The following is a 26,790-nucleotide window of genomic DNA, read 5'->3' on the forward strand; positions in this document are numbered from 1 at the left end:
CGATCTCACCCAGCAACCCGTCGGCATCCTCGGGCAGACGCGTACGGAAATCGCCGTCCCGGACCGCCGTCAGCCCGCCGAGCAGCTGACGCAGCTCGGTCTCGCCCACCTCGGAAGGGCCTCGGACACGTTTGCCGCGCCCGCTCGAACGTGCGTTGCCGACCGTGGGGTCGCTCATGTCGTGTTCCTCGTTCCGTGCTCGCCCGGCATGGAAGAACTTCAACCCTGGGTGGCGGAGGAGTAGCCGCCTGCGCCCAGACGCGCGCTAGCCCCGAAGTTAGCCGAGAATGCCCCCGCGCGCCGCCCGTCACACGGAACGTTCCGCGGCGGCCCTGGCGGCGGCCACCGCCTCCTCGACGGTGTCGTGCACCGGGACGTGCCCGAGCACCCCGGTGACGTCCAGCAACCGGGCGGGCAGGGGCTGCACGGCGGCCAGCCGCACCGCGCCCGACCGCCTGAGCTGGTCGGTGGCGAAGGCCAGCAGGACGTGCAGGCCCGAGCTGTCCACGAACGGCACCCGGGCCAGGTCGAACACGACCTGGTGACCGGGGGGCTCCGGACGATCTCTGAGGAAACTCTCGAACTGGGCGCGGTTGGTGGCGTCGAGCTCGCCGGACACCACGATCACGGTCACGCCCGGCTGCTCCCGGCGCAGGAGCGTCAGCGGTGGCATCGGCGTCGCCCACCGCGCCTCGGACGCGACGCGACCGGCGGGGGAGGGCCGCCGACCGGCGCCCGGTGATGACCGGCCCCGGCGGAGGCCGGGTGTGTCGAGAAGCCGCGTCCCGCGGGGGGCGGAGCAGTCACGCAAGCAGAATAGCCTCCCGGGGTCGCCGGGGACATCCCGTCAGTGACCGTGACCGTGGCCGACGAACGCGCCCGCCGGCCTGCCGGGCGGGACGAGGCCGAGCGAGATCACCGCCGCCACCCCCGCGACGACCGCGCACAGCACGAGCCCCGAGGTGAAGCCGCCGGCGCCAGCGCCCGGCACCAGGCTGGACGCGGCGACCGTGGAGACCACCGCCACCCCGATCGAGCCGCCCAGCTCGTGGAAGGTGTTGATCACTCCGGAGGCGACGCCGTTCTCGCCGGGCGGGACGTTGGCCATCGTCGTGGTGGTGGCGGTCACGAACGCCGGCCCGATCCCCACGGCGGCCAGCACGAACCCCGGCACCAAGGTGGTGAACGCGCCCGCCTCGGGGGAGACCCGCGTCATCAGCGCCGCCCCCGCGGCGGTCAGCAGGAACGACGCCACGGCCACCGGCCGGCCCCCGACCTTGCCGATGAGGCGGCCGCCGAGATGCGCGCCGAGCGTGATGGCGACGGCGACGGGCAGGAACGTGAGCCCGGTCCGCAGGGGGCTGTAGCCCAGGACGTGCTGCAGGTAGAGGGAGCTGAGGAAGAACAGGCCCAGCATCAGTCCGGTGGCGACCAGCATGACGAACGCGCCCGAGACGACAGGCCGCCTGGCCAGGGTCTCGACCCGCATGAGCGGCACCCGTACGGACCGCTCGACCAGCACGAACGCGACATAGGACAGGGCGGCTCCGGCCAGCGGCAGCACGGTCCGCGCGGATCCCCAGCCGCCGTCGCCGGCGGAGACGAGCCCGTAGATCAGCAGGGCGGTCGCCAGGGTGACGAGCAGCGCGCCGCCGACGTCGACACGACCGCCGCGCCGGGCACCGTTCTCGACACCGTCCTCGACACCGTCCTCGACGCGGGCGGGGACGACGCGGGGGACGGCGGCCAGCACCAGCAGGCCGACGGGGACGTTCACGAAGAACACCCACGTCCAGCCGGGGCCGTCGGTCAGGACGCCGCCGAGCAGCACGCCGATCGCCGCGCCCGAGCCGCCGATGGCCGCCCACACGGCGAGCGCGCGGGCCCGGCGCTCGCCCTGGAAGACGGTGGTGACGACGGCCAGGGCCGCGGGGGACATCAGCGCCGCGCCGATCCCCTGAACGGCCCGCCCGGCGATGAGCGTGCCGCCGCCGTCGGCCAGGCCGCAGACGAGCGAGGCCGCGGTGAACAGCGCCAGCCCGGCCAGGAGCGTGCGGCGGGGGCCGAGCGCGTCGGCGAGCCGCCCGCCGAGGACCATCAGGCCGCCGAAGCACAGGGTGTACGTGGTCACCACCCAGGTCAGCGCCTCCCGGCCGAGCGCGAGGTCGGCGCCGATGGTGGGGAGGGCCACCTGGACGACGGTGATGTCGATGATCAGCATGAACTGCGCCAGGCACAACAACGCCAGCACCGCCCAGCCCTTGCTCTGTGCGGGGGCGGAAGCCCGCGTCCCGACGTGATGACTCATCTCGTGTCTCCTTAACTCGTACACTGGTGTTCAAGTTAAGCACAAGAAAACGGTACGCCGGTAGGGTGTCGCGCCGGGCTCGGGAGAAGGGGGGCTGAATGCCGGGGCAGCCGAGCGTGAGGCCGTGCCGGAAGACCGGCGGGGGAGGAGCCTGTAGGGCGGGGTGGGAGGGGGAGCGCCTGGAGGGGGGAGGTCAGGCCGGGGAGGGCGGGGTGAGGAGGGAGAGCATGGTGCGGGTCAGGACCGGCTCGACCTCCTCGGCGGCCAGACGGCCGGCCTCCCGTTCCTGGGCCGCGCTGTGGATGATCGCGAAGAACGTCGTCACCAGCCACTCCAGCGGCAGGTCGGTGCGGAAGTCCCCGTCGCCCTGGCCGCGGGCGATCAGGCGTTCCACCCGGCGTAGCGGGCGGTCGTGGTGCTCGCGGATGCGCTCGGTGGGCAGCACCCGGTCGGCGGCCACGAAGAGCCGCCGGTGGCGATCGAGGATCTCCCACGACGAATGCAGCAGCCCGGCCATCGCCTCCGGCGCGGGAGCCGTGTCGAGCGCCTCGTCCTCCAGGACGGCGTCGGCCAGCCCGACGGTGTGGTCGAGGACGGCGTCCACCAGGGCCTCGCGGGAGGGGAAGTGCCCGTACAGGGTGACCCGGCCGACGCCCGCGGCCTTGGCGATCTCGGCCACGCTCGCGCCCGGGTCGTCGCTGAGCAGCCGCGTCCCGGCCTCCAGGATGGCGGCGATGTTGCGTTCGGCGTCGGCCCGCCGGGCGGGGACGGGCTGTCGGGCGGCGGTCTTCCCCATGGGCACCAGCCTACGACGCCCCTGGCCGGAGATCGCCGCTGCCCTGGGCGCGTCACCGGCCCCAGGAGAGGTGGTCAGAGCGCGAGCGCGTGGTCCAGGAGGGACTGGAGGGTGACGGCTCCGGCGACCCGGCCGTCCTCCACGATCGCCACCAGCGGGCTGCGCGTGCGGGCCATGAGCGCCGCCAGTTCGAGCACCGTGGCCTTCATGTCCGCCACCGGAAGCTCGCGCGGCTGCTCGGGCAGGCACTCGCGGACGGTACGCGTGCCGAGCCGGTGCAGGAACAGGTCGGCGTGGGCCTCGTCCACCACCCGGGCCAGGGCCGGGTCGTCCTGGCAGTAGGGCGGCACGGCCAGCCGGAGCACCTGCGTCCCGGGGAGGATGCTGTGCGGGCGGCCGTCGTCGCCGATCACGATGAGGCCGGGCAGGTCGCGCTCGGCCAGCAGCCGGGCGGCGTCGAGCGCCGACATGTCCAGCGTGACCGCCGGGAACTCCGTGACGAGATCGCGTGCGCGCATGGGTGATCATCCTCCGGCCCACAGCCTAGCCAACTCCCCTCCCGCCCGGCTCTGCCGGAGCCCCCGGGGGGCCGAAGAAGGCCGTGCGGCCCGGCTCCCGTGGCGGGGCTAGGAGGGGAGGCGCAGGTAGCCCGGTGGGACGTGGGCGGTGAGCCAGACGCCGTTGGCGCTGCGCAGGAAGAGGTGACCGGCGGCGTGCATGTCCCCGGCGGCGACCGCCAGCACCACCGGCCTGCCCCTGCGCGCGCCCACCCGGACGGCGGTCTCCCGGTCGGGGGACAGGTGCACGTGGTGGCGGCTCATCGGCCGCAGGCCCTCCCGGCGGATCGCGTCCAGGCTGCGCGCCACCGTCCCGTGGTAGAGGTACGCGGGCGGCTCCACGGCGGGCAGGCCGAGCTCCACCGGCACGGAGTGGCCCTGGCTGGCGCGGATCCTGCCGTCCTCGATCGCGTAGCGCCGCTTGTCGTTGGTCTCCACGACCTGGCGCAGCTCGTCGGGGGTGATCGGGAAGTCGTGCGCCGCGGCGGCGGCGAGCAGGTCGTCGACGGCGACCCAGCCGGCCGGGTCGAGGGTGAGCCCGATGCGCTGCGGATCGTGGCGCAGGTGCCTGGCCAGGTACTTGGAGATGCGGATCATGCGTCGTTCGTCCATCGAGGTCCCATTGTGGCAGCGACGGGCGGGCGCGGTCAGTTGGTTTGTGCCCGTACGAGGTCTTCGCCGACGGACGTACGGCCGTAGAGGACCGAACGGCCCGCCCGGACGCGGCCGACCAGCCCCGCGTCGAGCAGCACCCTGAGATGGCGGCCCACCGAGCCCAGGCCCTGGCCGGTGAGCGCGACGAGCTGCGTGGTGCTCTTCGGCGTGTCCAGCAGCACCAGCACGCCCGCCCGCGCCCCGCCCAGCAGCCTGCCCAGCGCCTGCGGCGCGGGCGGCGGGCCGACGTCGGCCAGCGGCCCCGAGCACGGGTAGACGATCGCGCAGCGGCGGGAGCCGTGCCAGCTCACCCAGCCCTGCCGCGGCGTGACCGGCACGAACATCAGCCGGGCGCCCGCCAGGTCCCGCGGCGGGTGGTCGTGGGCGTTGATCTGCAGCCGTCCGTCGCCGAGCCAGCGCAGGCCGGGACGCATGCCGTCCAGGGCCGCCGCCCAGCCGCCCCGGCCCAGCCGCGCGGCGCGGGCCGTGACGTCGGCCTCGATGATCCGGCGGCGCCGCGGCCAGGTCGGCAGCACGGTCTCGCGCCACACCCACTCCAGCCGGGCGGCCATGCGTCCGGGCAGGTCGTCGCGGCGCAGCACGGCGGGCACCGGGCCGCCCAGCGACTCGACCAGGTCCGCGCGCGCCTGCCCGGGCGGGGTGTCGCGGACGCTCGCCACCTCCTCCTCGAAGGCGGCCTCGCCTTCTCCCTCGGGCGTGGGCGTGAGGAAGGTCGCGTTCCACGTACGGCCCAGCGCCGCGCGGACGAGCAGCGCCGTCACCGGGTCGGCGGCCTGCTCGGCGCGGTAGGCGGGCAGGTGGGCGGCCAGCCAGGCGTCCTCGCCGGGATGGGCGGCGACGGCGCGGTCCAGCGTCTTCAGCGCGGCGATCGTCTCGGCCAGCGGCGACAGGACGAACCGGCCGCCCGCGAGCGTGTCCGCGTCGACCTGCCAGACACCCACCACGTCCTCCTCGTCCCACATTGTTTCGCGGGTGGGCGAAACAGTAACGCCCGCAGCCGCCGGTCGCGAAGACTGCCGTCCCATGCGCACGTACCGGGACCTGTTCGGCAGGTCCGGATTCACCCCGCTCTTCCTGGTCTCGTCCGGGCAGGTGGCCGGGCAGACGGTGAGCGGGCTCGCCCTCGGCACCCTCGTCTACGCCGACACCGGATCGCCGCTGCTGTCCGGGCTGGCCATGTTCGGCCCGGCGCTCGCCCAGGTGGTGGGCGCGGCCACGCTGCTGTCGGCGGCCGACCGGCTGCCGCCGCGGGCCGCCCTGTCCGGGCTGGCGCTGGCGGCCGCGCTAGGCGCCGCCTTCCTGGCCGTGCCCGGCCTGCCCGTGTGGGGCATGCTCGCCGTCGTGCTGGCACTCGGCGCGCTGTCCGCGCTCGGCGGCGGCGTCCGGTACGGGCTGCTGAACGAGCTGCTCGACCGGGACGGGTACCTGCTCGGCCGGTCGGTGCTCAACATGTCCTCCGGGATCGTGCAGATCGCCGGGTTCGGCGCAGGCGGCGTGCTGGTGACCGTCCTGTCGCCGCGCGGGACGCTGCTCGTCGCGGCGGCCCTCCACCTGGCCGCCGCGCTGGCCGGGCTGGGGCTCGGACGGCGGCGGCCGCGCGCGTCCGGACGGCCCTCACCCGCCGAGACCTGGCGCGACAACGCCCGCCTGTGGTCCGATCGGCCGCGCCGGCACGTCTACCTCGCCCTCTGGCTGCCCAACGGCCTGATCGTCGGCTGCGAGTCGTTGTTCGTGCCGCTCGCGCCGGACCGGGCCGGGCTGCTGTTCGCCTGCGCCGCCACCGGGATGCTCGCCGGTGACGTGCTGGTCGGCCGGTACGTGCCGCCGCACTGGCGGGCGCGGCTGGTCACGCCGCTGTACCTGCTGCTCGCGCTGCCGTACCTGGTGTTCGCGGCCTACCCGTCGCCGGTGCTGGTCGCGCTCGCCTCGGCCGGGTTCGCCGCCACCCTGCTGCTGCAGGAGCGGCTCATGGCGCTCACGCCCCCCGAGCTGAGCGGGCACGCGCTCGGGCTGCACTCCTCCGGCATGGTCGCCATGCAGGGGCTGGCCGCCGCGCTCGCCGGCGCCCTGGCCGAGCACACCTCGCCCGGCGTGGCCATGGCCGTGCTGGCCGCGGCGTCGGCGGCGGTCACGCTCGCGCTGGCGCCCCGCCTGCGGTCCGCCCGTGTCGCAACCCCGGCGCAGGCTCCGGCGAAGTTACCGTTGACCAGGGGAAATCGCCGGGGGAAGGACACATCATGACGCAGACGGACGACTTCGTGCTCGACGTCACCAGGATCCGCGAGCAGGTGCGGCAGAAGATGGACGAGGGCCCGATCACGCAGACCTTCGGCCGCGACCCGGAGAAGGTCATCGAGATCCTCAACGACGTGATCGCCACCGAGGTGGTGTGCTGGCTCAGGTACACCAGGCACGCCATCTCGGCCAAGGGCATCGACCGCGCGCAGGTGGCGGCGGAGTTCACCGAGCACGCCAAGGAGGAGCTCGACCACGCGCTGCGCGCCGCCGAACGCGTCAGCCAGCTCGGCGGCGAGCCGGACTTCGACCCGGCCAAGCTCGTCCAGCGCTCGCACACCGACTACCAGGTGCCCGCCGACACCGACCTGAAGGCGCTGCTGGAGGCCAACCTGTGGGCCGAGCGCATCGTCATCTCCACCTACCAGGAGATCATCCGCTGGCTCGGCGAGGGCGACCCGACCACCCGCCGGCTCATGGAGTCGATCCTGGAAGAGGAGGAGGAGCACGCCGACGACCTCACCGACCTGCTCGGGGTCTAGAACCGGGCTTGGCCCGCCGTTGGGCGGCCCGTGAGCCGGCCCGGGTAAGTGGCGGGCATGAAGAGCCTGGTCGACACGCCCGTCACGCACGCGCCGCCGTCCCGCGAGATCGACGTCGAGACGCTGAGCCGGCGCCTCGCCGAGGCGGTGGACGGCGAGGTGCGCTTCGACCTGGGCAGCCGCGCCGCCTACGGGCGTGACGCCTCCAACTACCGGCAGGTCCCGATCGGCGTCGTCGTGCCGCGCGACCTGGACGCCGGGGTGGCGGCGGTGGCCGTGTGCCGGTCCAGCGACGTGCCCGTGCTCTCCCGCGGCGGCGGCACCAGCCTGGCCGGGCAGTGCTGCAACGCGGCGGTGGTGATCGACTGGTCCAAGCACTGCGGCGCGGTCGAGTCCGTGGACGCGCCGGGCCGCCGGGTCGTCGTCCAGGCGGGGGCCGTGCTCGACCAGGTGGACCACGAGCTGGCACCGTACGGGCTGATGGTGGGGCCCCGGCCGTCCAGCCACCGGGCCTGCACGATCGGCGGCATGATCGGCAACAACTCGTGCGGGGCCTCGGCGCAGGCGTACGGGAAGATGTCGCAGTCGGTGCTCCGGCTGGAGATCCTCACCTACGACGGCGTGCGCGCCTGGGTGGGGCCGACGGACGACGCCGAGTACGACCGCATCCAGGCCCAGGGCGGCCGGCTGGCCGAGATCTACCGCCAGGTGCGCGACCTGCGCGACGAGACCATGGAACTGGTCCGCACCCGCTACCCCAGGCTGGAACGCCGCATCTCCGGCTACAACCTGGACCAGCTCCTGCCCGAGAACGGCTTCGACCTGGCCCGCGCCCTGACCGGCAGCGAGGGCACGCTGGTGACCGTGCTCCGCGCCGAGCTGCGCGTCGTGCCGGCGCCACCCGCCAGGGCGCTGGCCGTGCTCGGGTTCGAGGACGTCTTCACCGCCGCCGACGCCGTCCCGGCCGTGGCCCGGCACGCGCCGATCGCGCTGGAGGCCATGGACGAGACCATGTACCGGCTGGCCAAGCGGGAGCACCCCGGCGACCCGGCGCTCCAGGACCTGCCCGAGGGCGGCGGCTGGCTGCTGGTGCAGTTCGGCGGGGACACGCCCGAGCAGGCGCGCGAGCGGGCCGAGACGATGATGCGCGACGTGGGAGAGCGGGCCGAGGCGCCCACGCCCACGCACGCCTTCCTCGGCGACCCGGCCAGGGAGGACCGGCTGTGGCGGTGGCGGGAGTCGGGGCTCGGCGTGGAGGCGTACCCGCCGACCGGCCGCCAGACGTACGAGGGCTGGTCGGACGCGGCCGTGCCGCCCGAGCGGCTGGGCGCCTACCTGCGCGACTACGAGCGGCTGCTGCGCGCGCACGACTACCAGGACTCCGCCCTGTACGGCCACTTCGGCCAGGGCTGCGTGCACGGTCGGCTGCCGCTCGACCTGCACACCGACGACGGCATCGCCCGGTACCGCGCCTTCGCCGGGGAGGCCGCCGAGCTGGTCGCCTCCTACGGCGGCTCGCTGTCCGGCGAGCACGGCGACGGCCAGGCGCTGGCCGAGCTGCTGCCCGTCATGTTCGGCCCGGAGGTCGTGGAGGTGTTCGGCCGCTTCAAGGCCATCTTCGACCCGCGCGACCGGGTGAATCCGGGCAAGGTCGTCCACCCCCGCCACCTGGACCAGAACCTGGCCCAGCACCGCTTCTACCCGCACGAGCCGCGCCAGACGTTCTTCCAGTACCCCCACGACCACGGACGTTTCGGGCACGCCGCCACCCGCTGCGTCGGCACCGGGACCTGCCGCAAGCACACCTTCGAGGGCGGCGTCATGTGCCCCAGCTACCGGGTGACCCGCGAGGAGGAGCACTCCACGCGCGGGCGCGCCCGCCTGCTTGAGGAGATGGTGCGCGGCGACGTCATCACCGACGGCTGGCGTTCGGACGCCGTGCGCGACGCGCTCGACCTGTGCCTGTCGTGCAAGGGCTGCCGCTCCGAATGCCCCGTGAACGTGGACATGGCCACCTACAAGGCCGAGTTCCTCGCCCACCACTACCGGCACCGCGTCCGGCCGCGGGCCCACTACTCGATGGGCTGGCTGCCGGTGTGGGCCGCGCTCGCCTCGGCCGCGCCCGGCCTGGTCAACGCGGTCGGCTCGGCGCCCGGACTGTCGCGGCTGGTCAAGGCCGTCGCGGGGATCACGCCGGAGCGCGACCTGCCGCGGTTCGCCCGGCAGCGGTTCACCGACTGGTTCAGGCGGCGTCCCCAGGGCCGGCCGGGCACGCGGGGGCGGGTGGTGTTGTGGGCCGACACCTTCACCGACCACTTCGACCCGCACATCGGGCGGGCCGCCGTGGACGTGCTGGAGGCGGCCGGGTTCGAGGTGGTGGTGCCGCCGGTGACGCTGTGCTGCGGGCTGACCTGGATCAGCACCGGGCAGCTCGGGGTGGCGCGGCGGGTGCTGGCGCGTACGGTGGGGGCGCTCGCCTCCTGGGCCGAGGCCGGGGTGCCGGTGGTCGGCCTGGAGCCGAGCTGCGCCGCCGTGTTCCGCTCCGACGGGCCGGAACTGCTCAACACGACCGAGACGCGGCTGCTGGCGGAGCGGTTCCTGACGCTGGCCGAGCTGCTGGAGACGCGCGCCGCCGACTGGCGGCCGGCCACGACCGGCGGGCAGGCGATCGCGCAGGTGCACTGCCACCAGAGCGCGATCATGGGCTACGACGCCGACCGGGCCGTGCTCGACCGCTTCGGCATCCGGACCAGCGTGCTCGACTCCGGCTGCTGCGGGCAGGCCGGGAACTTCGGGTTCGAGCGGGAACACCACGAGGTGTCGAAGGCCTGCGCCGAGCAGGGGCTCTGGCCGGCCGTACGGTCGGCGGGGCCGGGGGACGAGCTGCTCGCCGACGGATTCTCCTGCCGCACCCAGATCGCCGCCGCCGGCACCGGACGCCAGGGCCGCCACCTGGCCGAACTGCTCGCCACGGCCCTCGTCCGCCAGGACTGACCCGGCCGCGCCCCCGCCCCGCCCCCGCTCCCGCCGCGCCCCGGCCGGGCACGGGCCGGCCGGGGCCGGGGCCGGGCCGGGCCGGGCCTGGCCGGCGTCAGGCCGACAGGCTCTGGGACAGGCGGCGGGGCAGGCCGGTGTTGCGGGGGCGGCCCACGCGGTGGACGGCCAGCTCCAGCGCCTCGCGCTGCCCCACCAGCACGACCCACGCCTTGGCCCGGGTCACCAGCGTGTACAGCAGCTTGCGCCGCAACATGATCCCGCCCGCCTCGGCCACGATCGGCGCCACCACGAACGGGTACTCGCTGCCCTGCGAGCGGTGCACGCTGATCGCGTAGGCGTGGGTGAGGTCGTCGAGCTCGCCGAACCCGTACTGGACGGTCTCGCCGTCGTCGGTGCGGACCTCGATCACGCGGTCCTGCGGCAGCACGGCGGTGACCGTGGCGGTCTCCCCGTTGAAGACGCCCTTGTCGTAGTTGTTGCGGATGGGCATGACCCGGTCGCCCACCCGGAACACCGACGCCCCCGACCAGTGCTCGGGCTTGTCGTCGGCCGCCGGGTTGAGGCGGTCCTGGAGCAGCCGGCCCAGCGTGACCGCGCCCGTCTCGCCCTTGCGCATCGGGCACAGCACCTGCACCTGCTCGGGCGGGACGCCCTGCTTGCGCGGGATCGCCTCCATGGCCAGATGGGCCACCCGCTCGGCCACCCGCGCCGGATCGTCGAGCTCCTCGAACCAGAACCCGCCGCGCCCCGGCGTCGCCGGCATGCGGCCGGCCCGGATGAGGTGGGCGGCCTCGACGATGCCGCTGCCGCCCGCCTGGCGGAAGACGTGGGTGAGCCGCACCCGCGGGATCGCCTCCACGCGCAGCAGGTCGGCCAGCACGTCGCCGGCGCCGATGCTGGGAAGCTGGTCGCTGTCGCCGATGAGCAGCAGATGGCTGCCCGGCTGGACGGCCGCCGTGAGCCGGGTGGCGAGATGGAGGTCGAGCATCGACGCCTCGTCGACCACGATCAGGTCGGCCTGCGCGGGCGCCTCCTCGAACAGCGTGGACGGATCGGGGTCGGGCTGGTGGGCGAGCATGCGGTGGATGGTCATCGCGGGCAGGCCGGTCAGCTCCGACAGGCGCTTGGCCGCCTTGCCGGTGGGGGCCGTGAGCGTGACCGTGCCGCCCGACGCCCTGACCGTGGTGGCCACGGCTCTGACCGTGTGGCTCTTGCCGCAGCCGGGCCCGCCGGTGATGATCGAGACAGTGCAGGTCAGCGCCATGTTGACGGCCGCGCGCTGGTCGTCGTGGAGGGTCTCGTCCTCGCGGAAGGGGCGCAGCGGCAGCGTGGAGCGGGCCCGCATGAGCCGGGTGAGCTGCTCGGTGAGCTGCCGCTCGCGGGCGTGCACGTGTTTGGCGTAGGCCACCGCCCGCCCCGGCTGCTCCTCGTCGGCCTCGACCACCACCCGCCGCTCGGCCACCAGGGCGTCGATCATCGGCCCGACCGCCTCGGGATCGAGCTCGATCAGCTCGGCCGCCCCCGCCACCAGATGGGGCACCGGCACGAAGCAGTGGCCGTCGCGGACCGCCGCCGACTCCAGCCGGTCGAGCAGCGCCGCCTTGATCCGCTGCGGGCTGCGCTCGGGCACCCCCCGCTGCAGCGCGATGCGGTCGGCGACGCGGAAGGCGATGCCCCTGACCCGGCCGATCAGCCGGTAGGGGTCGGTGGCCAGGACCTCCTCGGCCTCGCCGCCGAACACCTGATGGATCTTGGCCGCGAGCAGCGGGCTGACGCCCAGCCCCTGCAACGTCACCATCAGCGCGGCGATGGCCTTCTGCTCCTGCCACGCCTGGACGATCTGCGCCTGCCGCAGCGGCCCGATGTTGACGACCTCGGTCAGCCGCCCGGGCTCGGCGTCGATGACCTTGAGCGTCTCCTCGCCGAAGTGGTCGACGATCGCGTACGCCAGCCGCGGCCCGATGCCCCGGATCAGCCCCGACCCCAGGTAGACGCGGATCGCCCGGACCGTGGCGGGCACCACCCGCTCGCACCCGGCCACCGCGAACCGCCTGCCGTGGCGCGCGTGGTGGCTCCAGTCGCCGGTCAGCCGGAGCGTCTCGCCCGGCTGCGCGCCCGACAGCGCCCGGCCGGTGGCCACGAAGTCGGGCACGCCCTCGGCGCTCATGCGCGCGACGGTGTATTCGTCGTCTCTGACGTAGACGAGCTGCTCGACCGAGGCCTCCACAGCAGCGATCAAACCATCTGCCACCGACAGTCCGTCACATGGCGCTGGGATAGGTCTCCGGTTCGACGTCGTCCCACGGCTCGGCGTGCAGCGGGTGCAGGGCCTCGGTGACGTCCAGCCAGAGGAAGGCGTCGTAGCGGTCGCCGAGCGCGGTGGGCACGTAGTTGCCCCACTTCTCGCGCTCCGGCCGGTAGACGACGCCGATCGCGCGGTGGTCCAGCGGCTGGTCGAACCAGCGCGGACGGGGCCGCCGGGGCGTCACGAACAGGGCGCGCTCGCCTCCGAGAGCGTCGTGCAGCAGCGCCTCCAGCGATCCGGGCCGGGCCGGCGGGACGGGCATGACGTGCGCCCGCGTGCCCCAGCTCGCCCCGGCCACGACCGTCCCCCGGTAGCCGCCGAAGCCGACCAGGACGACGTCCTCGCCGTGCCGCTCGCGGGCCAGCTGGCCGAGGTTGGTCATGCCGGCGGCGGCCATGTCGGTAGCGCGGGCGTCGCCGACGTGCGTGTTGTGCGCCCACACCACGCCCTTGGCGCCGTGGAAGGCGGTCAGCCGGTCCAGGGTGTCGGCCATGTGCACGTCCCTGATGTTCCACGAGCCGGGGCCGCCGCCGACCATGGTCCGGTAGTAGCTCTCGGCCCCGGCCACGACCTCGGCGTTCTGCCGGGCCTCGAAGCCGTCCTCGTCGGCGGGCGCGGCCGTCACGACCGCCCTGAGCAGCTCCACGACCTCGTTCTCGCAGGAGTCGGGGACCAGGCGGGTCTCCAGGCCGTACCGCTGCGGGTCGTGGCCGTAGGACTCGAAGCAGTACAGGGCCTCCATCACCGTGCCGAGCTGGTCGGGCAGGTGGTCGACGGCGTAGCGGCGCACGGCGCGCAGGGACTCCCAGAGGCTGTAGACGTCGAGGCCGTGGAAGCCGACGCGCTCGCCCGGCGGCAGGGCCGAGTTCCAGCGCCGCAGCCAGCGGCAGAACTCGGCGACCTCCTCGTTGGCCCACATGAACGCGGGCCAGCGCTGGTAGGCGTACAGGGCGTCGAAGGGGTCCTCGCCGTCGCGGGTGACCGCGCGGTGGACGCGCTCGCAGTCGGGCCAGTCGCCCTCGACGGCGACGAACCCGAAGCCCTTCTCGGCGATCAGGCGGCGGGTGAGCGCGGCCCGCCAGGTGTAGAAGTCGTGGGTGCCGTGACTGGCCTCGCCGATCAGCACGAGACCGGCCTCGCCGACCCGGTCGAGCAGCGGGTCGAGGTCCTGTTCGCCCGACAGCCGCAGCGCCGAGCTGGTGACGTCATCCATAGCCGTCCTCCTCTGCCGGCCGGAACACGCCCAGGCATTCGCGGGCGAGCTGGAGCTCCTCGCGCACCTGGACGACCAGGACGGGCACGGCGGCGCCCGGCCCGCTGACCGGGCCGTCGTCGTGCCGGTTGCCGGACTCGGGCGGCTCGACGCCGAGCAGCCCGAGACGGCGGCAGACCGCCTCGCGCACCTCGGGCTGGTCCCAGCCGATCTCGCCGGTGAACACCAGCGCGTCGATCCTGGACAGCGACGTGGCGGCGGCGGCGATCTCCCGGCTCACCCGGTGGCAGAACACCTCCAGGGCCAGGGCGGCGTCGGCGTCGCCGGCGCGTTCGGCCTCGACCAGCTCGCGGGTGTCGCCCGAGCGGCCCCCGGACAGCCCGAGCAGCCCGGAACGGCGTTGCAGGCCCTCGTCCAGCTCGTCGGCCGACAGGTGGCCCTGCGACAGCAGCCACATCAGCATCCCGGGATCGACGCTGCCCGAACGTCTGCTCATCGGGACGCCGTCCAGCGGGGTGAACCCCATCGAGGTGTCCAGGCTGCGCCCGCCCGACACCGCGCACACCGACGAGCCGCCGCCCAGGTGGGTCAGCACCAGCTCCAGGTCGGCGAGCGGCCGGCCGAGCAGCTCGGCCACCCGGTCGGCGGTCCAGGCGTAGGACAGGCCGTGGAAGCCGTAGCGGCGCAGGCCGTACCGGTCGCGCCACTCGCGCGGCAGGGCGTAGACCGCGGCGGCGTCGGGCAGGCCGGCGTGGAAGGCCGTGTCGGGGCAGAGCACGTGCGGCACCGCGGGAAGCTGCTCGCGGGCCGCCTCCAGCAGCGCCAGCGCGGGCGGCAGGTGCAGCGGCGCCAGGCTCACGACGCCGCGCAGCGCCTCGACGGTCTCGTCGTCGGCGACCGTGGGCGCGCGGACGACGTCGCCGCCGTGCACCAGCCGGTGCGCCACCGCGCGGATGTCGCGGTCGAAGTGGCCGCCCAGGAACGCCGCCAGCTCCTCGCGCGCCGAGCCGGGGTCCGCGGCTCGCTCGGCGTGCGCGCTGTCCAGCACGCAGCCGCCCTGCACGAGGTCGAGGCGCAGGCTCGACGAGCCCGCGTTGACGGTGAGCACCGCCTCGGACTCCGCCACCTGCTCGTCGAACGCTCGCCCCATGCACCCCTCCGCGGCCCGATCCTCTTCCCGGCTACCCGCCGCCCGCGGGCCGACACCTGGACGCCGTCACCTTTACCCCGAGATGTCCGAGCCCGTGGTTGCCCCCGGCGGTGGCCGGGTAGGCGAGCGCCTATGGACATCACCCTGCAGGTGAACGGCGTGCCGCACACCGTGGCCGTCGACCCCAGGATCTCCTTGCTCGACCTGCTGCGCGAACGGCTCGGCCTGACCGGCTCCAAGAAGGGCTGCGACCACGGCCAGTGCGGCGCGTGCACGGTGCTGATCGACGGCCGCCGGGCCAACTCCTGCCTGGCGCTGGCCGTGGCGGTGGACGGCAGCGAGATCGTCACCGTCGAGGGGCTGGCCTCGGGCGAGCAGCTGCATCCGCTGCAGGCCGCGTTCATCGAGCACGACGCCTTCCAGTGCGGCTACTGCACGCCGGGCCAGCTCTGCTCGGCGGTCGGCATGCTGGGCGAGCCCGGCCCGAGCGCCGTCACCGCCGACCTCCTCCTCGACCCGGCCCTGACGCCCGAGGAGATCAGGGAACGGATGAGCGGCAACCTGTGCCGGTGCGGCGCCTATCCCGGCATCGTGGCCGCGATCGGCGAGGTGGCCCGGTGAAGGCGTTCGACTACGTCCGCGCCCAGAGCCCGTCGGACGCGGTCGGCCGGTACGGCCCCGGCACGATGTACCTGGGCGGCGGCACCAACCTGGTCGACCTCATGCGCCTCGGCGTGGCCGCCCCCGACCACCTCGTGGACGTCAGCCGCCTGCCGCTGGACGCCGTCGAGCCCGTACGCGACCGGCTGCGGATCGGCGCGGCCGTGCGCAACAGCGACCTGGCGGCCGACCCGTTCGTCCGCGCCCGCTACCCGATGCTCGCCAGGGCCGTGCTGACCGGCGCCTCCGGCCAGGTCAGGAACATGGCCACGGTGGCCGGCAACCTGCTGCAACGCACCCGCTGCCCCTACTTCCAGGACGTCACCAGGCCCTGCAACAAGCGCGAGCCCGGCACCGGCTGCCCCGCGATCGAGGGCGACCACGGCAACCTGGCCGTGCTCGGCGCCTCGGACGCCTGCGTGGCCACCCATCCCTCGGACATGGCCGTGGCGCTGGCCGCGCTCGACGCCGAGGTGCACGTCACCGGCCCGGCCGGCGACCGGATCATCCCCATGCCCGGCCTGCACCGCCTGCCCGGCGACGCGCCCGAGCGCGACACCGTGCTCGAACCCGGCATGCTGATCACCGCCGTCGAGCTGCCCGCGCCGCCCCCGGGCGCCTCCCTCTACCGCAAGGTGCGCGAGCGGGCCTCGTTCGCGTTCGCGCTGGTGTCCATCGCCGCCGTGCTCGACGTGCGCTGGGACGGCGTGGTGACCGGCTGCCGCATCGCGCTCGGCGGCGTGGCCCACGCGCCCTGGCGGGCCGAACGCGCCGAACGGGCGATCATCGGCGGCCCCGCCACGGGCGAGGCGTACCTGCGGGCCGCCGAGGCCGAGCTCGACCAGGCCCGCCCGCTGCCGCGCAACGCGTACAAGCTGCCGCTGGCGCGCAACCTGATCGTCCGCACGCTGGAGGAGCTGACGCCGTGAACCGCATCGAGGGGCGCGTCAAGGTCACGGGGCTGGCCACGTACGCCGCCGAGTACCCGGTCGAGGGCGTCGCCTACTGCTACCCGGTGCAGTCCACGGTCGCCAGGGGCCAGGTCACGCGGGTGGACGCCGGGCAGGCGCTGGCCATGCCGGGCGTGCTCGCCGTGCTGTCCGTCGACGACCCGCCCGACCTGGCCGAGGACGCCGACCCCGAACTGGCGCTGTTCCGCTCCCGGGACGTCGTCTACCGGGGGCAGCTCGTGGCCGCCGTCGTCGCCGGCAGCTACGACCAGGCCCGCGCCGCCGCCGACGCCGTCCGCGTCGACTACCGGCCGCAGGCCCACGACGTGCGGCTGCGCGCCGACCACCCGGACCTCTACCGGCCGGAGGTGGTCAACCCGAACCTGCCGCCCGACACCGAGAAGGGCGACGTGGCGGCCGGGCTGGCCGCCGCCGCGTCGGCCGTGGACGTGACGTACACGACGCCGCCGCTGCACAACAACGCGATGGAGCCGCACGCCGCGGTGGCCGTGTGGGCCGACGACGGCCGGCTGCTGGTCTACGACTCGACCCAGGGCAGCAGCGGCGACCGGGACAGCATCGCCAAGACCCTCGGCCTGCCCGCCGCGCAGGTGCGCGTGGTGTCCAGGCACGTCGGTGGCGGCTTCGGCTCCAAGGGCACCACCAGGCCGAACGCCGTGCTCGCCGCCCTGGCCGCCCGGGCCGCCGGCCGTCCGGTCAAGGTCGTCTTCACCCGGCAGCAGATGTTCGACCTCACCGGCTACCGCACCCCGACCGTCCAGCGGCTGCGGCTCGGCGCGGACGCCGAGGGCCGGCTCACCGCGGTCGAGCACACGGCGTACGTGCAGACCAGCAGGCTCGTCGAGTTCGCCGAGCAGGCCGCCACCCCCGGCCGCGTCATGTACGCCACGCCCGCGCTGCGCACCGCGCACCGGCTCGTCCGCCTCGACGTCGCCACCCCGTCCTGGATGCGCGCCCCCGGCGAGTGCCCCGGCATGTACGCCCTGGAGTCGGCGATGGACGAGCTGGCCGAGGCGGCCGGGATCGACCCTGTCGAGCTGCGCATACGCAACGAGCCCACGGCCGAGCCGGACGGCGGGCTGCCGTTCAGCTCCCGCAGCCTGGTGACCTGCCTGCGCGAGGGCGTCCGCCGCTTCGGCTGGGACCGCCGCGACCCGGCGCCCGGCGTCAGGCGCGAGGGGGAGTGGCTGGTCGGCACCGGCGTGGCCGCCTCCACCTACCCGGCCAGGCGCGGCCCGTCGCAGGCCACCGCGACCGTGCGGGACGGCGACTTCGTCATCCGGGTGGCCGCCGCCGACATCGGCACCGGCGCCCGGACCGTGCTCACCAGGATCGCGGCCGACTGCCTGGGCGTCGCCCCCGGCCGGGTGCACGTCGAGCTCGGCGACAGCGACCTGCCCACCGCGCCCGTCGCGGGCGGCTCGATGGGCACGGCGTCGTGGGGCTCGGCCGTCGTACGGGCCTGCGAGGCGCTGCGGGCCGACGGCGGCGAGGGGTCCGCCGACACCACCGAGGAGGTCAAGGCCGACGAGGAGCTGGCCAGGCACGCCTTCGGCGCCCAGTTCGCCGAGGTCAGGGTCAGCTCCGTGACGGGCGAGATCCGCCTGTCGCGCCTGCTCGGCGTGTTCGCCGCCGGCCGCATCCTGGACGCCAGGCTGGCCAGGTCGCAGTTCGTCGGCGGCATGACCATGGGCATGGGGATGGCGCTGATGGAGGAGACGCTGACCGACGACGAGTTCGGCGGCTTCCTGCACCGCGACCTGGCCCAGTACCACGTGCCGGCCTGCGCCGACGTGCCGGCGATCGAGGCGGTCTGGATCGACGAGCAGGACGGCCTGCTCAACCCGATGGGCTCCAAGGGCATCGGCGAGATCGGCATCGTGGGCACCGCCGCCGCGATCGGCAACGCCGTTCACCACGCCACCGGCCGGCGGGTGCGTGACCTGCCCATCACGCCCGCCAAGATCCTCGCCTGAGCTCGAAAATCCATGTTTCGACCGGCCTCCGCCAAGGAAGAGGAGAACATCCAACGAGGAGGCCGAGTGAAGAACGAGTCGCACGAGGAACGCGCCGACCGCAACTTCGTCGAGCTGCTGCAGGGAGCCCGCGTCGCGGTGACCGGCGTGCAGGTGCTGTTCGCGTTCCTGCTGACCGTCCCCTTCTCGCCCGGCTTCGTCAAGCTGGACCAGACCGACCGCTGGCTCTACTTCGCCGCGCTGGTCAGCGCCGCCATCGCGTCGATCTGCTACATCGCGCCGACCGCCCAGCACCGCGTGCTGTTCCGGCAGGGCCACAAGGAGAACCTGGTACGCCGGTCCAACACCTACGGCCTGTTAGGAGCGCTCGCCCTGGTGGTGTCGATGACCACGGCCACCATGCTGGTGATCGACTACCTGTTCCACTCCACCCTGGCCTGGATCACCGCCGGCATCCTGGCCGGGCTGGCCGCCTGGACCTGGTTCGGCCAGCCGGCCCTCGACCGCAGGGGCGATCAGTCCTCCTCCGAGGGCGGCATCTCGGTCTCGTCCCGCGACGACTGACGCGAGTAGGCCGCCCGCCCCACCATGTACGCCGCCACCGACACGGTGATCACCTGCGAGGCCCCCACGATCAGCAGCGGCCCGGCGTTCCACCAGGTGGGCCGGTGCAACCACATCGCGGCCAGCACCAGCAGCACGCCGAGCACCTGCGGCTTGGTGCCGGCGTGCATCCGGTCGAGCGTCGTGCGGAAGCGCACCAGCCCGGCGCCCGCCGACAACGCCAGCACGGCCCCGAGCACCAGGCAGACCGCCGCCGCGACGTCCATCACGCTCACCCCGACCGCCCCGGGAAGAACCGGGCCAGCGACACCGAGCCCACAAACCCGAGCAACGACAGCACCTGGAGCACCGGCAGGTCCGAGTAGTCGTCCCTGACCACCGCGAACAGCCCCACCGCGCACATCGCCAGCGACGTCAGCACGTCCAGGGCGACCGCGCGGTCCAGCATCGAGGGCCCGCGCCCCACCCGCCACAACGCGGCCGCCGCCCCGCCGCCCAGCAGCGCGATCGTCACCAGGTACACCGCGCTCACCGCAGCTCCTCCCGGTCCGCGCGGGTCCCGAACGCGGCCACGATCCGCGACTCCAGCCCGGCCACGTCCGTGCGGACCGCGTCCGGGACGCCCTCTCCGGCCAGCCCGAGCACGTGCAGCATCAGCTCTCTCCTGTCCATGTACGCCTCCACCACCAGGCTCCCCGGCATCGTGGACAACGCCACCATGATCATCACGGTCATCGACTCCGACGACGTGCGCAGCCGGACCAGGACCAGCTGGGTGGGCGGATCGCCGGGCCGCACCACCCACGCCACCACCCGCACGGTCGAGAGCAACATGTCCCACCCGAACCACAGCAGGAACCGCGCCAGCGGCAGCGGCCGCACCCTGATCCCCGGGTCCAGGACGGGCAGCGGCAGCAGCCACGTCACCACCAGCGCGGTCGCCAGGCCGCCCAGGACGTTCCCCGCCGACAGCTCGCCCCACAGCGTCACCCACACCAGCGTCAGCCACGCCACCAGCGGCAGCGGCACCCGCCGGCCGAACAGCCGCGGCGCGAGCAGACCGCCGCTCACGGCCGCGTCCCCAGCACCGCGGTGATGTACGTCTGCCGCTCGCTCAGCTCCGTGGCCACCCGCTGCGTCAGCGCCGCCAGCGGCCCGGCCAGCACCGTGAACGACAGCCCGAACGCCACCAGCGCCGCCGTCGCGCCCAGCAGCACGGGCGGCAGCGCCGTCGTCGTCACCACCGGCTCCTCACCCGTCGCCTCCTCGCTCTCCATCACCTGGCCCAGCCGCTCCTCGCGCGGCGCGCGCCAGAACGCCTTGCCCCACGTCCTGGCGATCGCGTACAGCGTCAGCAGGCTCGTGAGCAGCCCGCCCGCCACCAGCACGACCGCCGCCGGGCCGCCCTTGGCCAGGCCCGCCTGCACCAGCAGCAGCTTGCCCAGGAAGCCCGACATCGGTGGGATGCCCGACAGGTTCATCGCGGGCACGAAGAACAACACACCCAGCACCGGCGCGGTCCTCATCAGCCCGCCCAGCCGGTTGACCGACGTGGTGCCGGTGCGCCGCTCGATCAGCCCCGTCACCAGGAACAGGCTCGTCTGCACGGTGATGTGGTGGACGATGTAGAACACCGCGCCCGCCAGGCCCGCCACCGTCGACAGCGCCACCCCGAACACCATGTAGCCGATGTGGCTGACCAGCGTGAAGGACAACATGCGCTTGATGTCGGTCTGCGCCACCGCGCCCAGCACGCCGGCCAGCATCGTGGCCAGCGCCACCGCCATCAGCAGCGTGGACACCGGCCCGCCGGGGAACAGCAGCGCCTCCAGCCGGATGATCGCGTACACGCCGACCTTCGTGAGCAGCCCGGCGAACACGGCCGTGGCCGGCGCGGGCGCGGTCGGGTAGGAGTCCGGCAGCCACGCCGACACCGGGAAGATCGCCGCCTTGATCGCGAACGCCAGCAGCAGCGTCAGCTCGACCAGCAGCTTCACCTGCTCGGGCAGCGTGCCGAAGCGCTCGGCGAGCTGCGCCATCGACAACGTGCCCGTCGCGCCGTAGGTGACCGCCAGCGCGATCAGGAACAACATCGACGACGCCAGCGCCATCAGCGTGTACGTGGCCCCCGCCCGCATCCTGGACTCGGTCCCGCCGAAGGTCAGCAGCACGTACGAGCCGCTCAGCAACATCTCGAACGCGACGAACAGGTTGAACAGGTCACCGGACAGGAACGCGTCCGCCACGCCCGCCACCATGACCAGGAACGCCGGATGGAAGATCGCCATCGGCGCGTCGTGCTCCGCCTCGTCGTAGGCGTTGGCGATCGAGTACACCATCACGCAGAGCGTCACCGCCGACGACACCACCAGCACCAGCGTCGAGAGCCGGTCGGCCACCAGGCAGATCCCGCCCGGCGAGGCCCAGCCGCCCAGCTCGGTCACCAGCGGGCCATGCGTGTCGGCGTGCGCGAGCAGCAGCACCGACACCGCCAGCGAGATGCCCAGCGTGGTGAGGCTGATGGCCGACTGCAGGTGCCGCAGCCGCCCGCCGATCGCCAGCTTGATCCCGGCCGCCAGCAGCGGCAGCAGCACCGGCACGCACACCAGCCCGCGCAGCTCGACCAGGTCACCCACGGGCCCCGCCCCTGCCTGCCACTAGTCGTCGCCCTCCAGTTCGGGGTCGTTGGCGAGCGCCTGGCGGGCCCGCTCCTCGCGGATGGCCGAGCGCATCTGCCTGCGGGCGTCGCGCTGCCGGGCCTTGATCCGCTGGCGCAGCTCCTTCTCGCCGGCCGCCTGCTCGGCCCGCCGCCGGGTGTGCTCGCGGCGCAGCTCGTCGATGCGCTCGGCGTTGTCACCCGCCGTGGCCTCCTCGTCCGGCCGGTCCCGCTGCCCGGCCTCCTCGAAGCCGCGTTGCAGCTCCTCCTCCGACAACCCCTCGGCCATCCGGGTGCGCATCCACTCCTCCAGCTCGGTGTGCACGCGGGCGATCCGCCGTTCCAGGTCGTCCTCCTGCAGCCGCTCCCGCTCGGCCTGCTCGGCCTCCAGCCGGGCCAGCTCCGCCCGCTGCTCCACGACCAGCCGCCGGTAGGCGTCCTGCCGGGTGCGCAGGGCGTGGCTCAGCTCGCCGCGCCGGGCCCGCAGCCGCACGCGCCGGTCCTCGGTGTCGTCCTGGACCTCGTCGCTGCCGGTGAGCTGCCACGACCGGTGCACCATGGCCAGCACGAACGCCGTCACGCCCAGGGTGATCACGATGGCGGTGAGCACCATCGCCTGCGGCAGCGGATCGGCCATGTCCGCCACCGGCGTGCTGCCGAGGATGGGCGGCCCGCCGGCGTTCCCGCCCGCGGTGACGATCAGCAGGTTCACGCCGTTGCCCAGCACGACGACCCCGGCCAGCACCCGCACCAGGCTCCGCTCCAGCAGCAGCGTCACGCCGGTCGTGATCATCACGCAGCAGCACACGAGCGGCGCCAGGGAGATCGTCACGAGCTCTCCTCCGCCTCGATCTGCCGGTCCAGCTCGGCGCCGAGGCCGCGCAGCACGTCCTGGACCATGCCGGTGACCGAGACGTACACGCCGAGGTCGAACAGCAGGCCGGTGGACACGTGCAGGCTGCCGACCAGCGGCAGGTGCACGTCGGCGGCCAGCATGTCCAGCGCCGCCCGCCCGAACAGCAGCCCGGCCAGCGCCGTGCCGGTCGACAGGGTCAGCCCGACGCCCATCAGCACGCCGGCGTGCACCGGGACCGCCGCGGCCAGCTCGTACCGGCCGCCGGCCAGGTAGCGCACGGTGATCGCCAGCCCGGCCACGATGCCGCCGGCGAACCCGCCGCCGACCCCGCTGTGCCCGACGAACAGCAGGAACACCGAGAGCACGAGCACCGTGTGGAAGGTCAGCCGGGCCGCCACCTCGAAGGCCACGGCCCGCTGGCCGCGCGGCAGCGTCGAGGACAACCAGTGCGTGCGCTCGGCGGGCACCCGGCCCCGGTCGTCCCGCTCGATCTCGTACGTCCTGCGCCGCAGGAACACCAGGCTCGTCACGCCCAGCGTCAGCACGACCAGCACGGTGCTCTCGCCCATCGTGTCCCAGGCCCGGATGTCCAGGATGATCGCGCTGACGACGTTGCGCGCCCCGGCCTCGCGCGCCGCGGCGGGCATCAGCGACCCGACGGCCCAGGTGCTCCGCGCGCTGGTGGCCAGCAGGCCCGCGCCGGTCACCACCACCCCCACGGCCAGCCCGAGCCCGAACCGGAACAGGCGCGGCAGCCGGGGCCTGACCGGGGTCACCGGCAGCCGTCGCAGCACCAGGGCGAACACCACCAGGGCCAGCGTCTCGGCGAGGAACTGGGTCAGCGCCAGGTCGGGCGAGCCGTGCGCGAGGAACAGCAGCGCGGTGCCGTACCCGATGACGCCGACGACCACGGCCAGCAGGATGTAGGCGCGGGCGAACAGCGCCAGCGCCGCCGCCGCGGTGATCAGCACCGCCAGCACCGGCTGCTCCACGCGCTCCCAGGCGACGACCGGCACGTCCAGGTGCGGCACGCCGCCGTAGGCGACGGCGAACACGCCGACGCCGGTCGTGGCGGCCAGCGTGAGCAGCAGGTAGTCGGGCAGCGAACCGCGCTGGACGAAGCCGGTGGCCTGGACGGCGAACCGGTCCAGCCGGCGGACGAGCGACCAGAAGATCTGCGTCGAGTCCAGCACGTGCAGCGCCGCGCCCGCCCTGGCCACCGGCTCCCTGGCCAGGAACAGCAGCACCCCGGCCGCCAGCGCCACGGCCGACAGCAGCAGCGCGGGCGACAGGCCGGCCCAGATCGCCAGGTGCGTGGCATGGCCGGGGTCGCGGAAGGTGCCGGTGTAGCCCGACATCGCACCGCCGTACCAGGAGGCGAAGGGCGCCAGCGCCAGGCCGAGCACCGCCAGCAGCGCGGCGGGCGCGAACATGGCCGCCGCCGTCCGGTGCGCCGGCGTGGCCGGCACGCCCGGCTTGGCGGCGAAGGCCCCCCACAGGAACCGCAGCGTGTACCCCGCCGTCAGCGCCGACCCCGCCACCACCCCCGCCAGCACGAGCGGCCGGTCCAGCAGCGCCTCCAGCGCCGCCTCCTTGCCGGCGAACCCCGCGAACGGCGGCAGCCCCGCCATCGACGCCCCCGCCAGCACCGCGGCCGCGCACACCAACGGCATCGACCGGCCCACCCCGCTCAGCTCGCGCAGCTCGCGGGTGCCGGTGGCATGGTCGACGACGCCCACGACCAGGAACAGCGCGGCCTTGAACAGCGCGTGCGCGGCCAGCATGCCCACCCCGGCCAGCGCCGCGCCCCGGGTGCCCGAGCCGAACAGCGTGATCAGGAAGCCGAGCTGGCTGACCGTGCCGTAGGCCAGCAGCCGTTTCAGGTCCGTCTCGCGCAGCGCCCGCCAGCCGCCCAGCAACATCGTCAGCACCCCGAGCGGCACCGCGACCGCCCGCCACAGCGGCACGTCCCCGAACGCCGGCCCGAGCCTGGCCACCAGGTACACCCCGGCCTTGACCATGGCCGCCGCGTGCAGGTACGCCGACACCGGCGTCGGCGCCGCCATCGCGGCCGGCAGCCACGTGCTGAACGGGAAGATCGCCGACTTCGCCAGCGCCCCGGCCAGGATCAGCACCAGCCCGGCGGCCAGCGGGCCCGCCTGCGGCGGCCGGGCGACGACCCCCGACAGCGCGTACGTGCCCGCCGCCTGCCCGACCACCACGAACCCGGCCAGCATCGCCAGCCCGCCCAGCGTGGTCACCGTCAGCGCCTTCATCGCGGCCCGCCGGCTCGCCCGGCTCTCCGGGTGGTAGCCGATCAGCAGGTAGGAGAAGACGGTGGTCAGCTCCCAGAAGACGTACAGCAGGAGCAGGTTGTCGGCGGTGACCAGCCCCAGCATCGACCCGGCGAAGGCGGCCATCGCGCCGCCGTAGCGGCCCAGCCCGTCGTCGCCGGCCGGGAAGTAGCGCACGCTGTAGACGAGGACCAGCACGCCCACGCCGGTGACCAGCGCCATCATCAGCAGGGTCAGCGGGTCGGCCCGGAAGGACAGCTCCAGCCCGAGCGCGGGCGCCCAGCGGGTGTCCTCCCGCGCCGGCAGCCCCCGCACCCCGAGCCACACCGAGTACGCGAAACCGGCGCCGGGCGCCACGGCCAGCAGCAGGAAGGAGGCCCGTCCCATGCGCCGGGCCAGCCAGGGAGCGCAGACCGCCGCGAGCGCGTGCAGGACCAGCAGCGACTCCATGGGCTCCTCGGGCGGGAATTTCCGGCTACGTCCGCCCAATCTCTCCCGCCCGGTGGTGGCCGCCGCGCAGGCGCGGCCAGGGTTGACCCGAACGTCACCAGTCCCTCACCCGCCCATGAGCGGGTGGGGGACCGGGCCCCGCCGTCAGACCTTCGCGCAGGCTCCCGGGCGCGGCGCGCGAGCCGTGATCACGTACCGGTCGATCTGCCGGTCCAGGCAGGACGAGCTCCCCTTGTACGCCGTGTGCCCGTCGCCGTCGTGGGTCAGCAGCACGCCGTGCTCCAGCTGCCCGGCCAGCCGCCTGGCCAGCTCGTACGGCGTGGCCGGGTCACGTGTCGTGCCCACCACCACGATCGGCGGCGACCCGTGGGCGCGCACCTTCCTGGTGAACCTCCTGCCCTTGACCGGCCAGTACGCGCAGCGCTGCTCGGGATGGTCCAGGCAGTTGACGGCCGTCAGCGCCTCGCTGCTGTTGTCGTAGCTGCCGTCGGGACGGCGTCCGTGGTTGACGTCGGCCAGGGCGAGCATGGCCGTGCCGTCGCCCTTGAAGGCGAGGGCGAGTGCCTGGCGCAGGTAGGGCCAGCTGTCCCTGGCGTACATGGCCTGGTTGACGCCCGAGCGCAGGATGGCCTCGTTGACCTGCCTGCTGTCGCCGTCGTTGCGCAACGGCGCCCGGTCGGCCCGCTTGTAGAGCGCCTCCAGCCGCCTGGTCGCGGCGGCGACGGTGTGCCGGGGGAACGGGCAGTCCCTGGCCCGGAAGCAGTCGCGCAGGAACGACTCGCGCGCCAGCCGGAACCCCCGCTCCTGCGCCGCGCCGAACTCGGCGAGCGTCTGGCCGGGGTCCTCGGCGCCGTCGAGCACCATGGCGCGGATCCGGGTGGGGAACAGGTCGGCGTAGCGGGCGCCCAGGTAGGTGCCGTAGGAGAAGCCGAAGTAGGTCAGGCGGGCGTCGCCCAGGGCGGCCCGCATCACGTCCAGGTCGCGGGCGACCTCGCCGGTGCCGACGTGCGCGAGCAGCTGCTTGCCGGAGTTGGTCGCGCAGCCCTGGGCGAAGATCTTCATCCACGCCTTGGCCCGCTTGACCTCGGCCGCGTTGTCGGGGGTGGGGTCGGCGGCGAAGTAGGCGTCCAGGCCGAGGGGGGACAGGCAGCGTACGGGGGCGGAGGCGCCCACGCCGCGCGGGTCGAAGCTGACCACGTCGAAGTGCTGCCGGACGGCGGCCGACATGACGGTCTTGTCGGCCTTCAAGATGGTCGCGCCGGCGCCGCCGGGACCGCCGAAGTTCAGCACGATCGAGCCGATCCTCCGGCCGGTCGCGGGCAGCCGGACCATGGCGATCCTGATCCGCCGGCCGCCGGGCTTCGCATAGTCGAGGGGGACCGCCAATTTCGCGCACTGGAACCCGCTGCCGCACCCCGACCAGGCCAGGCGCTGACCGTAGAAGGCGTTGAGCCCGCCGTTCGTGGCCGCGTCCGCGGCGCCGGACAGGCCGGCCGCGGCGATCAGACCTGCGAGTACGGGCGAGAGAATCGTGATTAAACGTCGCATAATCAAAAGTTGAAGGGGATACCTTGCGAGCCCCTTT

General features: G+C 74.1%; 23 protein-coding genes. 7 read left to right on the forward strand and 16 right to left on the reverse strand.

Translation table 11 applies throughout. The features are described 5' to 3' along the window. Positions 1-307: 307 nt before the first annotated feature. The 6 genes from ABZ444_RS25245 to ABZ444_RS25270 form a co-directional block, all read right to left on the reverse strand. Entirely contained in the window at positions 308-673 is a 366-nt protein-coding gene (locus ABZ444_RS25245) for an STAS domain-containing protein (protein WP_358001413.1), read from the reverse strand. A gap of 174 nt (positions 674-847) precedes the next feature. Then, positions 848-2,308 carry an MFS transporter gene (locus ABZ444_RS25250; RefSeq protein WP_358001416.1) on the reverse strand — a complete coding sequence of 487 codons (1,461 nt, stop codon included), beginning with the start codon at positions 2,306-2,308 and terminating at the stop codon, positions 848-850. A gap of 193 nt (positions 2,309-2,501) precedes the next feature. Then, positions 2,502-3,104: a helix-turn-helix domain-containing protein gene (locus ABZ444_RS25255; RefSeq protein ID WP_358001419.1), complete on the reverse strand. Its 603-nt coding sequence runs from the start codon at positions 3,102-3,104 to the stop codon at positions 2,502-2,504. A 74-nt stretch (positions 3,105-3,178) separates the two neighbouring features. Continuing rightward, the gene (locus ABZ444_RS25260; protein WP_358001422.1) at positions 3,179-3,622 is read right to left on the reverse strand and encodes a CBS domain-containing protein; all 444 of its coding nucleotides are present in this window, start codon (positions 3,620-3,622) and stop codon (positions 3,179-3,181) included. A 108-nt stretch (positions 3,623-3,730) separates the two neighbouring features. Then, positions 3,731-4,273: an RNA 2'-phosphotransferase gene (locus tag ABZ444_RS25265; RefSeq protein WP_358001425.1), complete on the reverse strand. Its 543-nt coding sequence runs from the start codon at positions 4,271-4,273 to the stop codon at positions 3,731-3,733. Positions 4,274-4,308: 35 nt separating this feature from the next. Further along, entirely contained in the window at positions 4,309-5,277 is a 969-nt protein-coding gene (locus tag ABZ444_RS25270) for a helix-turn-helix domain-containing protein (protein ID WP_358001428.1), read from the reverse strand. Positions 5,278-5,359: 82 nt separating this feature from the next. Between ABZ444_RS25270 and ABZ444_RS25275 the strand changes: the two genes are divergently transcribed. Genes ABZ444_RS25275 through ABZ444_RS25285 form a run of 3 tightly spaced genes read left to right on the forward strand, consistent with a single transcriptional unit; the run spans position 5,360 to position 10,107 of the window. Beyond that, entirely contained in the window at positions 5,360-6,577 is a 1,218-nt protein-coding gene (locus ABZ444_RS25275) for an MFS transporter (protein ID WP_358001431.1), read from the forward strand. Continuing rightward, a complete protein-coding gene (locus tag ABZ444_RS25280; RefSeq protein ID WP_352351383.1) occupies positions 6,574-7,113 on the forward strand; it encodes a DUF892 family protein in 540 nt (179 codons plus the stop codon). Before ABZ444_RS25275 ends, ABZ444_RS25280 begins: the two co-directional genes overlap by 4 nt. A 57-nt stretch (positions 7,114-7,170) precedes the next feature. Beyond that, positions 7,171-10,107, forward strand: a complete 2,937-nt coding sequence (locus ABZ444_RS25285; protein WP_358001434.1) for an FAD-linked oxidase C-terminal domain-containing protein — start codon at positions 7,171-7,173, stop codon at positions 10,105-10,107. A 97-nt stretch (positions 10,108-10,204) separates the two neighbouring features. Here the strand turns inward: ABZ444_RS25285 and ABZ444_RS25290 are convergent, their stop codons facing one another. The 3 genes from ABZ444_RS25290 to ABZ444_RS25300 are packed head-to-tail and all read right to left on the reverse strand — an operon-like array spanning position 10,205 to position 14,778. After that, positions 10,205-12,337, reverse strand: a complete 2,133-nt coding sequence (locus ABZ444_RS25290; protein WP_358001437.1) for an ATP-dependent RecD-like DNA helicase — start codon at positions 12,335-12,337, stop codon at positions 10,205-10,207. A gap of 34 nt (positions 12,338-12,371) precedes the next feature. Next, positions 12,372-13,628 (reverse strand): erythromycin esterase family protein, encoded by a 1,257-nt coding sequence (locus tag ABZ444_RS25295; protein ID WP_358001440.1) that lies wholly within the window; start codon positions 13,626-13,628, stop codon positions 12,372-12,374. Then, positions 13,621-14,778, reverse strand: coding sequence for an acetate/propionate family kinase (locus ABZ444_RS25300; protein WP_358001443.1), 1,158 nt, complete (start codon positions 14,776-14,778; stop codon positions 13,621-13,623). Before ABZ444_RS25300 ends, ABZ444_RS25295 begins: the two co-directional genes overlap by 8 nt. Positions 14,779-14,910: 132 nt before the next feature. Between ABZ444_RS25300 and ABZ444_RS25305 the strand changes: the two genes are divergently transcribed. From ABZ444_RS25305 to ABZ444_RS25320, 4 genes are all read left to right on the forward strand, one after another. Beyond that, a complete protein-coding gene (locus ABZ444_RS25305; protein WP_357977060.1) occupies positions 14,911-15,399 on the forward strand; it encodes a 2Fe-2S iron-sulfur cluster-binding protein in 489 nt (162 codons plus the stop codon). Next, positions 15,396-16,367 carry a xanthine dehydrogenase family protein subunit M gene (locus tag ABZ444_RS25310; RefSeq protein WP_358001446.1) on the forward strand — a complete coding sequence of 324 codons (972 nt, stop codon included), beginning with the start codon at positions 15,396-15,398 and terminating at the stop codon, positions 16,365-16,367. The genes ABZ444_RS25305 and ABZ444_RS25310 overlap by 4 nt, the downstream gene beginning before the upstream one ends. Beyond that, positions 16,364-18,385, forward strand: a complete 2,022-nt coding sequence (locus ABZ444_RS25315; RefSeq protein WP_358001449.1) for a xanthine dehydrogenase family protein molybdopterin-binding subunit — start codon at positions 16,364-16,366, stop codon at positions 18,383-18,385. The genes ABZ444_RS25310 and ABZ444_RS25315 overlap by 4 nt, the downstream gene beginning before the upstream one ends. A 66-nt stretch (positions 18,386-18,451) precedes the next feature. Next, entirely contained in the window at positions 18,452-18,949 is a 498-nt protein-coding gene (locus ABZ444_RS25320; RefSeq protein WP_358001451.1) for a DUF6328 family protein, read from the forward strand. Here ABZ444_RS25320 and ABZ444_RS25325 read toward each other — a convergent pair. The 7 genes from ABZ444_RS25325 to ABZ444_RS25355 form a co-directional block, all read right to left on the reverse strand. Next, the gene (locus tag ABZ444_RS25325; RefSeq protein WP_358001454.1) at positions 18,901-19,215 is read right to left on the reverse strand and encodes a monovalent cation/H(+) antiporter subunit G; all 315 of its coding nucleotides are present in this window, start codon (positions 19,213-19,215) and stop codon (positions 18,901-18,903) included. The genes ABZ444_RS25320 and ABZ444_RS25325 overlap by 49 nt on opposite strands. A 5-nt stretch (positions 19,216-19,220) precedes the next feature. Continuing rightward, on the reverse strand, positions 19,221-19,481 hold the full coding sequence (locus ABZ444_RS25330) for a monovalent cation/H+ antiporter complex subunit F (protein WP_352351365.1): 261 nt from the start codon (positions 19,479-19,481) through the stop codon (positions 19,221-19,223). Then, a complete protein-coding gene (locus ABZ444_RS25335; protein ID WP_358001457.1) occupies positions 19,478-20,020 on the reverse strand; it encodes a Na+/H+ antiporter subunit E in 543 nt (180 codons plus the stop codon). The genes ABZ444_RS25330 and ABZ444_RS25335 overlap by 4 nt, the downstream gene beginning before the upstream one ends. Then, the gene (locus tag ABZ444_RS25340) at positions 20,017-21,585 is read right to left on the reverse strand and encodes a Na+/H+ antiporter subunit D (protein WP_358001460.1); all 1,569 of its coding nucleotides are present in this window, start codon (positions 21,583-21,585) and stop codon (positions 20,017-20,019) included. The genes ABZ444_RS25335 and ABZ444_RS25340 overlap by 4 nt, the downstream gene beginning before the upstream one ends. A gap of 21 nt (positions 21,586-21,606) precedes the next feature. Next, on the reverse strand, positions 21,607-22,437 hold the full coding sequence (locus tag ABZ444_RS25345; RefSeq protein WP_358001463.1) for a Na(+)/H(+) antiporter subunit C: 831 nt from the start codon (positions 22,435-22,437) through the stop codon (positions 21,607-21,609). Next, positions 22,434-25,205 (reverse strand): Na+/H+ antiporter subunit A, encoded by a 2,772-nt coding sequence (locus ABZ444_RS25350; RefSeq protein WP_358001466.1) that lies wholly within the window; start codon positions 25,203-25,205, stop codon positions 22,434-22,436. The genes ABZ444_RS25345 and ABZ444_RS25350 overlap by 4 nt, the downstream gene beginning before the upstream one ends. Positions 25,206-25,349: 144 nt before the next feature. Then, positions 25,350-26,753, reverse strand: coding sequence for an alpha/beta hydrolase (locus ABZ444_RS25355; protein ID WP_358001469.1), 1,404 nt, complete (start codon positions 26,751-26,753; stop codon positions 25,350-25,352). Positions 26,754-26,790 lie beyond the last annotated feature (37 nt).

Source organism: Nonomuraea sp. NPDC005730, assembly GCF_040630865.1.
Lineage (GTDB): Bacteria > Actinomycetota > Actinomycetes > Streptosporangiales > Streptosporangiaceae > Nonomuraea.